Source organism: Streptomyces sp. NPDC048566 (assembly GCF_043199735.1).
Classification (GTDB): Bacteria; Actinomycetota; Actinomycetes; order Streptomycetales; family Streptomycetaceae; genus Streptomyces.
Genome location: NZ_JBICWL010000041.1, coordinates 24,747 through 36,953, shown reverse-complemented (window position 1 = coordinate 36,953; position 12,207 = coordinate 24,747). Strand labels below are relative to the sequence as shown.

The window sequence follows — 12,207 nt, the reverse complement described above, 5'->3', positions numbered from 1 at the left end:
CCCCCCGCCCCGCCCGTCGCCCCCATCCTGCAGCCCGGCGTCCCCAAGGCACGGCCCGCGGACCAGCCCGTCCACCCCACCCCCACGGCGACCGCGCCGACGGCGGAGGCGACCACGTCCGCCGAGCCGCCGCGGACCCTCCGGACCACCGCCTCCCCGTCCTCCGGCACGGCCCGCCCTGACTCGCAGGAGAGCCCCTCCGCGTCCACCTCGCCCGGCAGCAGCCGGCCGGCGACCCCGACACCGGCGGGCGCCACCACCGCCCGGACCGCGACCGCCACCAGCACCCGCACGCAGAGTGCCTCCGCTCTCCCGCCCCTCACGCCCACCCCGTCGCCGTCCGCCCCCGACACCACGGTGCCCACCCCGACGGCGCCCCCGCCGACGCCCTCCGCATCCGCAACGCCCTAGAACCTCCGCAACACCCCCGGCGCCACCGCCGCCCCAGCCCCCACCAGCCGACGTCCCGCATCCCAGCCGACGTTCCTCACTCCCGGGAGACAGCCATGAGCCACCGCAAACCCCGCACCAGCACCGCCGCCAAGACCGCGGTGCGTCTCGGCATGATCGCCACGGCCGGCATGGCCGTCGCGGCGACCACGACGTCGGCTCAGGCCACCACCACCGGCGGTAGCCACTCCTTCATGTCCGCCGCCGTGGACATGGCCGACGCCCACGCCAACCGCACCCACGCCAACCAGTTCGACGAGTCGTTCAAAATCCACCAGTTCGGGCCGCTCGTCGCGGTGACGGCGAACAACCGGGCCACGGCCCAGTCCGCAGGCTGCTCCCCGCAGGCCCCCTGCCGGTCGATCGCCTTGTCCTACCAGATCGTCACCGCCGCCGGCCGCAACGCCCGCCTGATCAACGCCACCAACCTCTCCCGGTCCTCCAACAACCACTGCGAAGGCTGCCAAACCTTCGCCGGCGCCTACCAGTTCGTGGTCGCCACCCCCCAGGAGATGACCCTCAGCAGGTCGGCTCTCAGCAACCTCACCCGCATCCACCGCGAAGCGGCCGCACTGAGGACCTCCCACCTGTCCATTCCCAACGTCAAAAAGCGCGCCGACGAACTCGCCCAGGAGATCAAGACCGTCCTGGACCGCGAAGCCGCCGCCGCCCCCCACCGCAGCGCCGCCGCCCCCCAGGACAGCTTCCAGCCCACCGTCACCATGCACCGCCACGTCAACTAACCCCACCTGACCCCACGTGAGACTGCCGGGAACCCACCCCCCGCCGGGACCCCGGCAGTCCCACCAGGCACCCCACCCCACGCCAATCCACCAAGTTTTCGCCCGGTCCCGGGCAACGAACCGGGAAGGACCATGCCCCGACAGCCACTGCCCCCATCGCTGCAGGACCAGGCCCTCAACCTCCTCGCCCGGGGACGCACCGTCAAAGACGTCGCCGCCGAACTCCACCTGAGCAGATCCACCCTCTACCGCTGGCGCCGGGCCAGCCCCCTTACCATCCCACCCCACCTACCCGACCACCAGCAGCAACTGCACGCCGCCCACACACGCATCGCCGAACTCGAATCCGAACTGCTCGCCCACCGGCGCCTGACCAGACGACTGAGCGACGTCGTACCCCCACAGGGCCGCTTTGAGGCCATCCAGGCCATGGCAGCCGAAGGCCACCCCGTCCGAACCACGGCCGCCCTCCTGCGCGTCTCCGAATCCGGCTACTACGCCTGGTGCCGACGCGCCCCCTCCGGCCGCGCGCTCCGCCACGCCCGCCTGAGCGAACTCATCCTCTCCATCCACCGCTCCTCCGACGCCATGTACGGCTCACGGCGCATCCACCACGAACTCCAGCGCTGTTACGGCATCAGCATCAGCCGCGGCACGGTGGAACTCCTCATGCGGCAGGCCGGCATCCAAGGACGCGCGGGCCGCATCCGGTGGGAAGCCGCACAGACCCTCGACAGCCGCACCACACGACGCCTTTGGGTCGTCGACGCCCGCGGCCACCACACCTCGACGGGAACCCTGTACAGCGCCGTCGTGCTGGACACCCACGAGCAACGCCTCCTCGGCTGGAGCGTGCACAACGCGGTCACCCACGACCTGGTCCACACGGCACTGAACCAGGCCCTCACCCGCGCTACCGGACCCCTCCTGCGCAGCCGACTCACTGCCTACGCCTTCACCGAGCGCACCCGGATCCTCGCACTGGCCCCCGCCACGGCCCGCGTCCCCGACCAGTACGCCCAGGCATCGGTGGACCATTTCTGGAGGAACATCGACCGCGGCCTGCCCCCGGGAAACCAGGGAAACACCACCGAGGATCTGCACCGACAACTGCAAAACCTCTTCGGCGACGCCTCCTCGCCCGCGGCGGCACTCCTGCCGGCGGCCGTGCAGGCGTCGTGAATGACGCCCGCACGGCGCGAACGCACCGCGCCACCACCTGCACGCCATCGCGCCCCGCCGGACGGCACGGAGGCGAAACCGAGCGCGTCGTCACGAGGGAGAACATGACGAATACGGCAACGACCCCGCCTCTGCCCGTCACGCCGTCCCTGCGCGGGGCCCTCACCGCGGAGGCGGACCTGCCCGCCACCCAAGCGCACACCGTGCTGCTCCACTGCGCCCTGGACGCCGCCTGCGTTCCCGACCGGTTGCGGGACGCCAGGATCGTGACGCAGATCGCCGAGCTCGACTACCGGGCGGTCGCCATCGTGATCGACTGGCTCGGAGCTGCGAACCCGCGCCACCTCTGACGATTCAAGTACCGCCGAGGCCAAGGCCGCGCGGCACCCCTACGGCGAATTCCGTACAGAAGGTTGAAGGCGAATTGAAAGAATTTGAAAATCGGCTATCCGTGAACTCCCGCCCAAGCAGGACGCGCGGAGCGCTCTCGTGCCCCGGGCCCGACCGCCGCGGCTCATTTGCCCTCAGTCCCCTTCAGGAGCGGCCGGATTTCTCCTCTTCCGCCGCAGCCGTACGCAGCAGAGACTCCACGAGCGCGGAAACATGACGGCGGTCGACCGGCCCGAGTTTCTGCACGCTCGCGATCAAAATCGCGACTTCAGGATCCCCCGCCTCGGGCGCATCCTCGAGATAGAGGTGCACTCCGCACGCCTCGGCCGCAGCCCGACGCACCGGAGCGACAGGGATGTCGAGACCCCTGGCCAGCCCCTCGAGCGTGCTCTGCTGCGGCATCCGGGCCAAACGCTCGGACGTCGCCAGATGATGAACGGTGGAACGCGAAACACCCCCCCGACGCGCCACGTCGCCATAGGACAAACCGTGCTGGTCAAGTTGGTGCTTGATCAGCACCTGCAGTGGGTTCGGCACGGCTGGTGTCTTCCTGCTCGACTGTTTCCCGCCTTGGTGCCAGTGAGTTTAAACGAATCGCAACGCCGACCGCCTTCCCTCCGCCTCGCACTATGAAAGAGGGGCAGGGCGGTCACACCGACTCGCCTACCTGCCCGGTCGACCCTTACCCGAACAGGCATCGCCGAGTGTTCGAACCGGCCCGCCGCTCAGGCTTGAGCGAAGGGGTGCAAGGTCCCGCGTGACGTGTCGGGCACGTTCGAGCCGCAGATCATCAAGAAGCGGCAGCGCCGGCGGGTGCGGGTGGGCCCGGGTGATCTCGGCGGCGGCCAGGAGCAGTGCGGCGCGGGCCATGGCATCGCCTTCGGTGGCGAATCCGCTGGCCAAGGCAGTCCGGATGGTGTGGGCGGGGTCGGCGGCGGTCGCCAGGACGTAGGCGGCGTCGACGCGGACGGTGGGGTCGGAGTCTCCAAGGAGGGGCAGGAGCGCGGTGGTGGCGGTGGTGATCGCGGCTCGGGCGGCGGCCACCGACCAGCCGGCCGGGTAGCCGGTCACCTCGTAGCCCTAGCCGTAGTCGTCGTGGGTATCGGGTGCGTGGTGCCGGGGATCGTTGCGGTGGAGGAGGAATTCCTCGCGAGAGGCGACGCCGTGGTGCCCGGCACGGGCGGGGCCGGAGAGGACTGCGAGGGCGGCGGTGCGGTGTGGGTGGTAGGCGTTGATAGCGAGGGGAATGAGGAACGGAACGGCAAGGGCAGCGGCGGCCCGGCTGTCGTCGGCGCACAGGCTCCACAGCACACCGTCGCGTCCACGACCGGTTCGCCGCCAGCGCGCAGGAGGGAATCCGCCTCCCCGTGTCGAGGCTCGGGCAGGATGCTGGCCACCGCCGCCCGCACGTCGAACGGACCCCCGAGAACGAGGCCAGGTCCGCCCCGTCCGTCACTTTCCGACACATCTCGAACGTCGGATCGGTCCGCCAGTCCACGTCACACCCCAACCGTCGAATCCCCGGAACTTGACCATGGCTGGCCCGGCGGCCCACCGGAAGCCTCTTGGCGGTGATCGCGCGGCTCGTACGGGGCCACCCATCATGCACAGGGGCCAACCGGAATGCTCAAGGGCCACCTACCGAGCTCAGTCACAGGTTAGCTGCAACGCTCAAGGGCCAACGAGAGCGCCAAGTCTCAACAACGCAGCGTTTCCGAAGCAAGATCCGCCAACTATTGCGCTCGTCCGCCAAGTGAAAATCTCGGTCGCACTGATCACTCCAGGGCCGCCGGCCACCCTGCCATGAGCCGGACGAAGGTTAAAGAACAAGCTCATTATCAGCGGTAGGCGCCGAGTGTTGTCAGGTACAGGGCGAAGGCGGTGCCGGTCGCGCCGCCGCCGACCAGGAGGGCCGCGGCAGGGTGCGTGCCAGCGCGCCATGCGGTGAAGGCGGCGGCGCAGCCGATGTGCAGGGCCACCGACAGCGCCAGCAGCAGCATCAGGACCTGGAGCGTAGACATCGCGGTCTCCTTGGACGAGTGGTCCACTGCGTCATGCGGACCAGATGGGTGCGAGATTGCCTGTCCTGAGGCGTGTCCTGCCACTGGCCGCCACAGGGTTGGACACATCCGCTGCCGGGCAGCTGGTGGCGGGCTTGGGGAACTCAGTGTCCGGCGGTGTCCTGAACTGACACGGCCGGACACCGGCGCGTACGGGACGGGGCATGGGCGACACACCGGACTTCTTCACCGACCTGCAGCGGGTGGGCGAGTTCAAACGGCTCCAGATGGACGGTCAGCCCTCGAATAACGTGCTGTCCAAGGCCACCAAGCCGCCGCTGTCCCGCGACACGGTCGGCGCCTGGATGCGGGGCAAACGCTTCCCGCGAGAGCTGGACAAGTTGCTGGCCGTCCTCGAACTGATCAGAGGGGAGGCTGCCCTCAAGGGCTTGCTGGGCTCCCGGGCCGACACGTTTTCGGACGAGAGCGTCGCCGAGCTTCTGGACGACGACCGCTGGGACCGGACGTGGACGGCCGAGTTGCAGCGCCGGACGCGGTCGAACCATGAGGCGCTGCAACGCCAGCAGGCCCTCGGCGCGCTCGAGGACAAGGAACGGCGGGCTCGCCAGGACGCGCTGGCGGACCGCCCTCGCCCGGTACGGCACTGGACACCAAAGCGGCTGGGAGTGCACCCAGCCGTGCCGGGCGGACCCACGACGACGGGCGGCGCTGACTTCGTCCTGCCCACCTATGTGCCGCGCCCCCACGACGCCGCCCTGCGGGCCCGTCTGGTCGCCGCGATGGCCGGCGGCGAGCCACTACTCGTGGTGGTGCGCGGGGAGTCGTGCACCGGCAAGACGCGCACCGCCGTGGAGGCCTTGACGGCGGTTCCGGACGACTTCCGGCTGTTCTTCCCCGCGGATGCCGACAGCCTCCTGGCCATGCTGAACGCGAAGGCTCTCGGCCCGCGTTCCGTACTGTGGTTGAACGAGGCCCAGCACTACCTGGGCGGCCCCGCCGGCGAGGCCGCCGCGGCCGCGCTCCTGCGCCGCCTCGACGACGACGGCCCGTTCCTCGCGTTCGCCACCTTGTGGCCCGACCACGACAAGGCGCTCACCGTCGGCGCCCCTCCCGAATCCGGCCAGCCAGACCCCCATCGGCAGGCCCGGACGCTGCTGGTCCAGGCGCACCATGTCCGCCTTCCCGCCTCCTTCGCCGACGATCTGGACGCCGTCCGTGACGCCGCCCGGCACGACCCGTCCCTGGCCACCGCCCTAGAAAGCGGAGGAACCGACATCACCCAGGTGCTGGCCGCCGGACCGGACCTGGTGGCGCACTATGAAGACCCTGCCGACCCGCACGGCCCTGCCCCCTACGGCAGGGCCCTGATCAGCGCGGCGATGGACGCGCACCGTCTCGGCGTCACCGGGCCGATGCCGCTGACCTTCCTTCAGGAGGCGGCGCGCGGCTACCTCACCCGCAAAGAAATCACCGCCGCCGACCCCGATTCCTGGTTCACCGGTGCCCTCGCCCACGCTCGCGCCATGATCAAGCGGGTCGTCAGGCCGCTGCAGGACGTGCCCCGTCCCTCCGGCATGGGCGCTCTGCCCGGCGTGGTCACCCTCGCCGACTACCTCCAGCAGTACGGCCGTACCCAGCGGCACGCCGTGGTTCCCCCAGACAGCTTCTGGCAGGCGGCCCTCTACCACGCCCCGTGTGACGCGGACCGGCGCGCGCTCGCCCAGGCGGCCGAGGAACGCGGCCGACTTCGTCACGCGGCGCTGCTCCTGCACCACGCCGCGCACGGCGGCGACCGGGAGTCGGCGGCAGAGCTGGCGCGGCTGCTGGACCGGGCCGGACGCGCCGAGGAGGCCCATGCCTGGTGGCGCTGGGCCGCCGAGGCGGGCGACGTCCGAGCCATGGTCGCCGTCGGAACCTACCTGCAACGACACGGGAAGGACGCTGAGGCGCTGCGATGGTGGTCCAAGGCGGCCGATGCCGGCCATATGGAGGCCCCCTGCCTGGTGGCCTACCACCTGGACGCCGCCGGGCGCGGCGAAGAGGCCCGCGACTGGTGGGAACGAGCGAACCAGGCCCAGGGCGAGTACTACTTCGTCAACAGGTCGATCATGGGGTTCCTGCTCGCGGAAGGCCGAAGCGACGAGGCCATAACCTGGGCACCCAAACGCTGCAGCTTTTCGGGAGGAACGTACGACTGGGCGGTCCTGGCGCAACTGCTGCACCATCAGGGCCGCACCAACGACGCGATCTCGTGGTGGATGCGGCTGATCAGCACCAAGGATCTGGACGAGGGCGACTACACGGAAGTCCTGTGCGAGGCGGCGGATGTGATGGTCGAAGCCGGAAGGACCGAGGAGGCGATCGGCTGGCTCCGTGATCTGGCCGATCGCGGCAACTGGCATGCCAAATATGAATTCGTGGCACGTCTCAAGGCGCTCGGCCGGGTCGACGAGGCGATCCGATGGCTGAAGAACTATGCCGCCGCCCGGGCGACCACCGTCAACGACCACACCGTCGGATGGGTGGCCGACCTGCTGGAGCACGACGGGCGCGCACCCGAGACGCTGGCGTGGTTGCAGCAGTGGGCTGCTGCCGGTGACTGGCCGGCTCTGGCTCAGGCGGTCGCCTCGCTCCAAGCCGCAGGCCGTTCGGCGGAGGCGATCCGATGGCTGGCCGCCGACGGGCCTTCCTCCCCGGCGGGCGTGGAACTCACCCGGCCACTGTGCCGGATGAGCGGGCTGCTGCATGCCGCGGGCCATTGTTCGCTCGCCCTGGTCCTGGTGCAGGAGGCCGCGGACCCTCTGGGAAACGGTGAACGCCTCCTCCTGTGGTCCGCCGAGGCGTACGTACGTTCCCGCGCCGATGTCACTGCGGCACAGGCGGTTCAGGAATGGGAAGAGGCCCGCTCCTCCCTCGACGCAAGCGGGATCATGCTCGCCACGATGCTCCTGGACGCCACCGGCGCTTACGAGGACCTGCTCAGCCGGATCGTGGCGGCTAGGGCCACCGCACCGCCGGCCAGCGAAGCCGAGGACGAACGGCAAATCCGGGACTGGATGCAGGCGAGAATCCGCTCCGAGGACCCCCGCTTGATCGCCAGAGCGGCGTGCGTGGCCGAGCGGTCCGGTTTCCCCGACGAGGCCATCAGCGCCTACCAGTACCTGCACGGCACCGGCCGCGGCTGGTTCTCCGCCCCGGATCGCACGCCGCTCGTCCGTCTGCTGGAAGCCCAGGGCCGTGTCGATGAGGCCGTGCACCATCTGTGGGGAGAGGACGGCGACCCGGGTTTCGTCATCCGGTCGGCGGTGGCGGCTCTGCTGACCCGTTCCCGCCGCCTCGACGACGCCGTCACCCTGCTCCTGCGCAGCCACGACTTCAGCGGCGTCGCGCGCCTCTACGAGAAGGCGGGACGCAACGAAGCAGCTGCCACGGCCTGGCGACGTTCCGCCGACAGCGGCAACAGGTGCGCACTCGACGACGCTGTGCGTCTGCTAGAACAAGAGGGCAGAGCCGACCGGGCCCGGCAGCTGCGGCGCTACGGCTGGAACCAGGACGGCACCCTTGCCGAGCCATGGACCTGCCCGGACGCGACCGCGCTCTTCGACGGTGCCGAGCCCCTGTCGGCCCTCTGAGGGGCGATCCGCCGCGCTGCTGTCCCGCGCAGTCGGCAGCCCGCGCTCACCGGCAGGCCGGGCACAGGTCAGGCCCTGGTCCCCCGGCTCACCCTCCGCGCGGCGCAGAATGCCGTACACCCGATCGCCGAACTGGTCGGGATCGGCTGATACGGGAACCCATTCGCCAGGCGCCCCGGACGGACTGAGCACTTCGGTTCGCGAGTCGTGCTGGGCTGGGCGGGGCTTCGGTAAGCCAGGCCGGTGACCCGCAGGCTCAGCTCGCCAACTCAACCGCTCATCCGCCAGCTGAAGCGCTCAGTAGCTGTTGTCGTTCCGATCTTGAGGGGTGCGTGTCGAACGGGAGTCTCGATCGGGTGATCGCAACTGGTCGCGGGCATGAAGGCAGGGCCTCTTGGTAGCGCGGGGTTGCGAAGCCAACCGAGATCCAAGAGACCCTGTTGCCGCAGTTCTACGTGGTCACGCTGGTGGAGTTCAACTCGGCTGCACCGACGTGTGATTGTGTCGCTCACCGGTTAGGAAACGCGGCCGATCACCCGGAAGGTGTTCGGCGAAATCCCTCGGACTTGACGGACGCGGAGTGGGCTCTGGTCCGGCCGCTGCCACCGGTGCCCGGCTGGCTGCGCGGCCGGGGCGGGCAGCCGGAGGCGTATTGCCACCGGGCAATACTCGATGCGATCCGCTACCTCGTCGTCAACGGCATCAAGTGGCGGGCCATGCCGGCCGACTTCCCGCCGTGGGGACCGCGTCTACGCGTTCTTCCGCCGCTGGCGCGACCACGCCCTGGTCCAGGAGTTCCACGACCGGCTGGGGTCTGCTGCACCTTCAGGTGGCAGGTTCAGTCACGCGGCCTGGAGAGCCGGTGTGGTCATGACGGTCTCGTATTCGACGGGTGTGAGTCGGCCGAGTGCGGTTTGTCTGCGGCGTCGGTGGTAGGTCCGCTCGATCCAGGTCACGATCGCGATCCGCAGTTCCTCGCGGGTGGCCCAGGTGCGGCGGTCGAGGACGTTCTTCTGCAGCAGGCTGAAGAAGGACTCCATGGCCGCGTTGTCGCCGGCCGCTCCGACTCGTCCTATCGAGCCGGTCATCTGGTGGCGGCCGAGGGCCTGGACGAATTTCCTTGAGCGAAATTGCGATCCTCTGTCGCTGTGCAGGATGCATCCGGCGACGTCCTGGCGCCGGGCGACCGCGTTGTCCAAGGCGGTCACGGCCAGTCGGGACTTCATCCGGGCGTCCATGGAGTAGCCCACGATCCGGTTGCTGAAGACGTCCTTGACCGCGCAGAGATACAGCTTGCCTTCACCAGTGGGGTGTTCGGTGATGTCGGTGAGCCAGAGCTGGTTCGGTCCGGTCGCGGTGAAGGCCCGGTTGACCAGGTCGTGGTGGACCGGCGGGCCTGCCTTCTTTGTCCGGCCGCGTTTCTTGCCGAACACGCTCCACCACTGGTTGTCCCGGCAGATCCGCCACGCGGTCCGGTCGGCCATGCCGGCCCCGGCGTCGCGGGCCTCGTCGGCCAGGAAGCGGTAACCGAACTCCGGGTCGTCGCGGTGCGCGGCGAACAGCGCGTGCGCGCGATAGGCCGCCTCGAGCGTGGCGTCGCACACCGGCTCGTCGAGCCAGCGGTAGTAGGGCTGTCTGGCGAGCTTCAGCACCCGGCACGCGACCGTGACGGGCACCCCGTCGCCGGCCAGCTCCTTCACGAGCGGGTAGATCCTTTTCCCGGCAGGTTCGCCTGTGACAGATAGGCCGCCGCCCGGCGCAGGACCTCGTTCTCCTGCTCCAGCAGCTTGATCCGTCGGCGGGCTTCGCGCAGCTCCGCGCTCTCCTGGCTGGTCGTCCCGGGCTTCACGCCGTCGTCGATGTCCGCGCGGCGCATCCACTTCCACAACGTCATCGCGTGGACGCCGAAGTCGGCGGCCACCTGCTCGACCGTGACGCCCGGACCGCGGTTCCTCGCGACCCGCACGACGTCCTCGCGGAACTCCTGAGGATAGGGCTTGGGCACAACGACATCCTTCCCACCTGCCAGACAAGGCAAGCCAGTTCAGATGTCACCCGATCGTGCGGCAGACCCCTCGGCGATCCGGGCGAGGAGGTTGTCGCGGATCTCGACGAGCCGGTCGCGTTGGGTGGGATCGGGCCAGAGCATCGGGCAGCGAACACAGGCTTATCCGAATCAGCCAGCTGGGTCCGGCGGAGGCAGACGACGGGCGGGTTGCTGAATGTAGCGGTCAGAGATCTTGAGGTCGGTGGGGCGTCCGGGCGTGTCGCGCCGCCGGATCGGGTCAGGTCGTCTATGACAAAGCCCCGGGGCCAGGCGAGAATCCAGCGTATGGATGACGCGTTCACACTTCTTCGGCGGGCTGTCGAACTGCTGCCGGAGGACGCCATGGCGGAGAACGGCCAGTCGGTAGGGAACGTCCGCGAGGAGATCGCCTTCCAGGAATGGGAGATGGCGCTGGACGTGCTGATCGAGATCGCCGACGTCCATCCCGTGTCCACCGGCTTCTGGGAGATGCTCGCCGAGGCCGCCCGGCAGATGATGCTCGACCGCAGCCGCCGTTGGTGCGAGTGGAGGGCTTGGGAAGTCAGGCACGGCACCGTTCGCGCGACGCTGACTCTGCTGAGCGCCGACGAGGGCGGACGCCAGAGCCCCTTCTCAGGGGATGGGCGACTCAGGCCGCTGTGGGACATCGGCAACCGCACCGCAGACGGGCAACACGATCTGAACATCGCAAGGATCTGGGTGGAGTTCGCGCCGCAACTCGGCCCCGGAGAGACAGCCGACGTTCGTCTGGCCCCCCTTCAACCCGAGCAGTGGCGGCATCTCAAGTATGGTGACGTGATAGCGATGCACGAGGCCCGACCTCTCGCTGGCATCGCCGAGATCATCGAGGTTCTTCCGCCAGGCGTCTGAGGCCCAGCCGGGTACCTGATCCCACTCCACGTGGTCCAGGTGCGAGAGCACCGAGCACCCCGTGGCCGTCGTTGCTTATCGGAGCTCAGGCAGTGGTCCGGAGCTCTTCGGGTAGTGGCCCTCTTCAAGCCGGAAGACGTACTTCCTGAGGTCCGCGCCAAGCCCTTCAGTGATGTAGGCGGCAAACGCCCTCAGCCCCTCTGCGGCTTCCCGCTCGTCACACCTGTCGCTGGACGACCATCCGGGCAGGAGGGACTCCAAGTACTCGGTGACCCGTCCCCGGTCGCGCCACCAGTCCCGAACAGCCTCGGGGGTCCATCGGCTGTCGCCGTCGCAGGCATAGCCGCGGTACGGATCTTTCTGGGCTGCTGTTACCAGGTGCAGGACCTCGGCCGTGGTGGTCGGCTGGCGATACACGTATTCACCGAAGTACTCGCCGCCGTAGAGCACATGGCGCGGTGCGTGCAGCCGGCCCGTCCAACAGTTGTCGGCGATGCCGGTGTAGAAGGGGCCAGGAACGTTCAGCCAGAGCCGGTCCTCCCAACGCCCGCCGAAGGACGTCTCGGGCTCGCCTTCTGGAAGCGCCGCTATCGGTTCCCAGCACAGCTCTTCGTAGGTCATCCGCGAAGCTTAGGACCCGTTGGGACGGCTGTCCCAGCGTCGGCGCTGCTGCGTCCGGTGTCGCGGCGGATGTCGGGCATGCCGAGCTGAACGGTGGACGGCTGAGTTGCAACTGAACTTGATTGGGTGATGTCGGTGCCCTTCGCCTGACAGTGAACGCTTCTCATCCTGTGGCTCGGGGGCGATGACGGCTGGCGGTCGGGGGCCGTGACGCGGCAGGGCTCCTGGTCGTTGCGGCTGGTCATCTCACT

General features: G+C 69.3%; 11 protein-coding genes and 1 pseudogene. 6 read left to right on the top strand and 6 right to left on the bottom strand.

What is annotated here, in order from left to right:
* Positions 1–323, bottom strand: a 323-nt coding sequence (locus tag ACGFS9_RS31980) for a hypothetical protein (RefSeq protein WP_393258300.1), incomplete at its 3' end; no start/stop codon positions are given.
* Positions 324–506: 183 nt separating this feature from the next.
* On the opposite strand from ACGFS9_RS31980, the gene ACGFS9_RS31975 reads away from it, so the two are divergent.
* From ACGFS9_RS31975 to ACGFS9_RS31965, 3 genes are all read left to right on the top strand, one after another.
* Positions 507–1,193, top strand: a complete 687-nt coding sequence (locus ACGFS9_RS31975; RefSeq protein WP_393258297.1) for a hypothetical protein — start codon at positions 507–509, stop codon at positions 1,191–1,193.
* A 132-nt stretch (positions 1,194–1,325) separates the two neighbouring features.
* A complete protein-coding gene (locus ACGFS9_RS31970) occupies positions 1,326–2,375 on the top strand; it encodes an IS3 family transposase (protein ID WP_393258294.1) in 1,050 nt (349 codons plus the stop codon).
* Positions 2,376–2,479: 104 nt separating this feature from the next.
* The gene (locus tag ACGFS9_RS31965) at positions 2,480–2,725 is read left to right on the top strand and encodes a hypothetical protein (RefSeq protein WP_393258292.1); all 246 of its coding nucleotides are present in this window, start codon (positions 2,480–2,482) and stop codon (positions 2,723–2,725) included.
* A 184-nt stretch (positions 2,726–2,909) separates the two neighbouring features.
* On the opposite strand, the gene ACGFS9_RS31960 is transcribed toward ACGFS9_RS31965, so the two are convergent.
* The 3 genes from ACGFS9_RS31960 to ACGFS9_RS31950 form a co-directional block, all read right to left on the bottom strand.
* Entirely contained in the window at positions 2,910–3,302 is a 393-nt protein-coding gene (locus ACGFS9_RS31960; RefSeq protein ID WP_393258290.1) for a helix-turn-helix domain-containing protein, read from the bottom strand.
* Positions 3,303–3,428: 126 nt separating this feature from the next.
* Positions 3,429–3,836 carry a hypothetical protein gene (locus ACGFS9_RS31955; protein ID WP_393258287.1) on the bottom strand — a complete coding sequence of 136 codons (408 nt, stop codon included), beginning with the start codon at positions 3,834–3,836 and terminating at the stop codon, positions 3,429–3,431.
* A gap of 767 nt (positions 3,837–4,603) precedes the next feature.
* Positions 4,604–4,786: a hypothetical protein gene (locus ACGFS9_RS31950; protein WP_393258284.1), complete on the bottom strand. Its 183-nt coding sequence runs from the start codon at positions 4,784–4,786 to the stop codon at positions 4,604–4,606.
* 203 nt (positions 4,787–4,989) lie between these two features.
* On the opposite strand from ACGFS9_RS31950, the gene ACGFS9_RS31945 reads away from it, so the two are divergent.
* Both ACGFS9_RS31945 and ACGFS9_RS31940 read left to right on the top strand, forming a co-directional pair.
* The gene (locus tag ACGFS9_RS31945) at positions 4,990–8,418 is read left to right on the top strand and encodes a hypothetical protein (protein ID WP_393258281.1); all 3,429 of its coding nucleotides are present in this window, start codon (positions 4,990–4,992) and stop codon (positions 8,416–8,418) included.
* 455 nt (positions 8,419–8,873) lie between these two features.
* Positions 8,874–9,098, top strand: a pseudogene (locus ACGFS9_RS31940) (IS5/IS1182 family transposase); the annotation flags it as partial.
* Positions 9,099–9,260: 162 nt separating this feature from the next.
* Here ACGFS9_RS31940 and ACGFS9_RS31935 read toward each other — a convergent pair.
* Positions 9,261–10,423, bottom strand: a protein-coding gene (locus ACGFS9_RS31935) for an IS3 family transposase (RefSeq protein ID WP_393258279.1) whose coding sequence is annotated in 2 segments (ribosomal slippage) — positions 9,261–10,136 and positions 10,139–10,423 — 1,161 coding nt in all. Because the reading frame shifts where the segments join, the coding sequence is not laid out codon by codon here.
* A 327-nt stretch (positions 10,424–10,750) separates the two neighbouring features.
* Here ACGFS9_RS31935 and ACGFS9_RS31930 point away from each other — a divergent pair.
* On the top strand, positions 10,751–11,335 hold the full coding sequence (locus tag ACGFS9_RS31930) for a hypothetical protein (protein WP_393258276.1): 585 nt from the start codon (positions 10,751–10,753) through the stop codon (positions 11,333–11,335).
* A gap of 75 nt (positions 11,336–11,410) precedes the next feature.
* Here the strand turns inward: ACGFS9_RS31930 and ACGFS9_RS31925 are convergent, their stop codons facing one another.
* Positions 11,411–11,956: a hypothetical protein gene (locus tag ACGFS9_RS31925; protein ID WP_393258275.1), complete on the bottom strand. Its 546-nt coding sequence runs from the start codon at positions 11,954–11,956 to the stop codon at positions 11,411–11,413.
* Positions 11,957–12,207: the final 251 nt, after the last annotated feature.

Excerpts from the sequence above, each read along its gene's own strand:
- ACGFS9_RS31950 (WP_393258284.1), bottom strand. The coding sequence starts at position 4,786 with ATGTCTACGCTCCAGGTCCTGATGCTGCTGCTGGCGCTGTCGGTGGCC.
- ACGFS9_RS31975 (WP_393258297.1), top strand. The coding sequence starts at position 507 with ATGAGCCACCGCAAACCCCGCACCAGCACCGCCGCCAAGACCGCGGTG.
- ACGFS9_RS31965 (WP_393258292.1), top strand. The coding sequence starts at position 2,480 with ATGACGAATACGGCAACGACCCCGCCTCTGCCCGTCACGCCGTCCCTG.
- ACGFS9_RS31945 (WP_393258281.1), top strand. The coding sequence starts at position 4,990 with ATGGGCGACACACCGGACTTCTTCACCGACCTGCAGCGGGTGGGCGAG.
- ACGFS9_RS31925 (WP_393258275.1), bottom strand. The coding sequence starts at position 11,956 with ATGACCTACGAAGAGCTGTGCTGGGAACCGATAGCGGCGCTTCCAGAA.
- ACGFS9_RS31970 (WP_393258294.1), top strand. The coding sequence starts at position 1,326 with ATGCCCCGACAGCCACTGCCCCCATCGCTGCAGGACCAGGCCCTCAAC.
- ACGFS9_RS31930 (WP_393258276.1), top strand. The coding sequence starts at position 10,751 with ATGGATGACGCGTTCACACTTCTTCGGCGGGCTGTCGAACTGCTGCCG.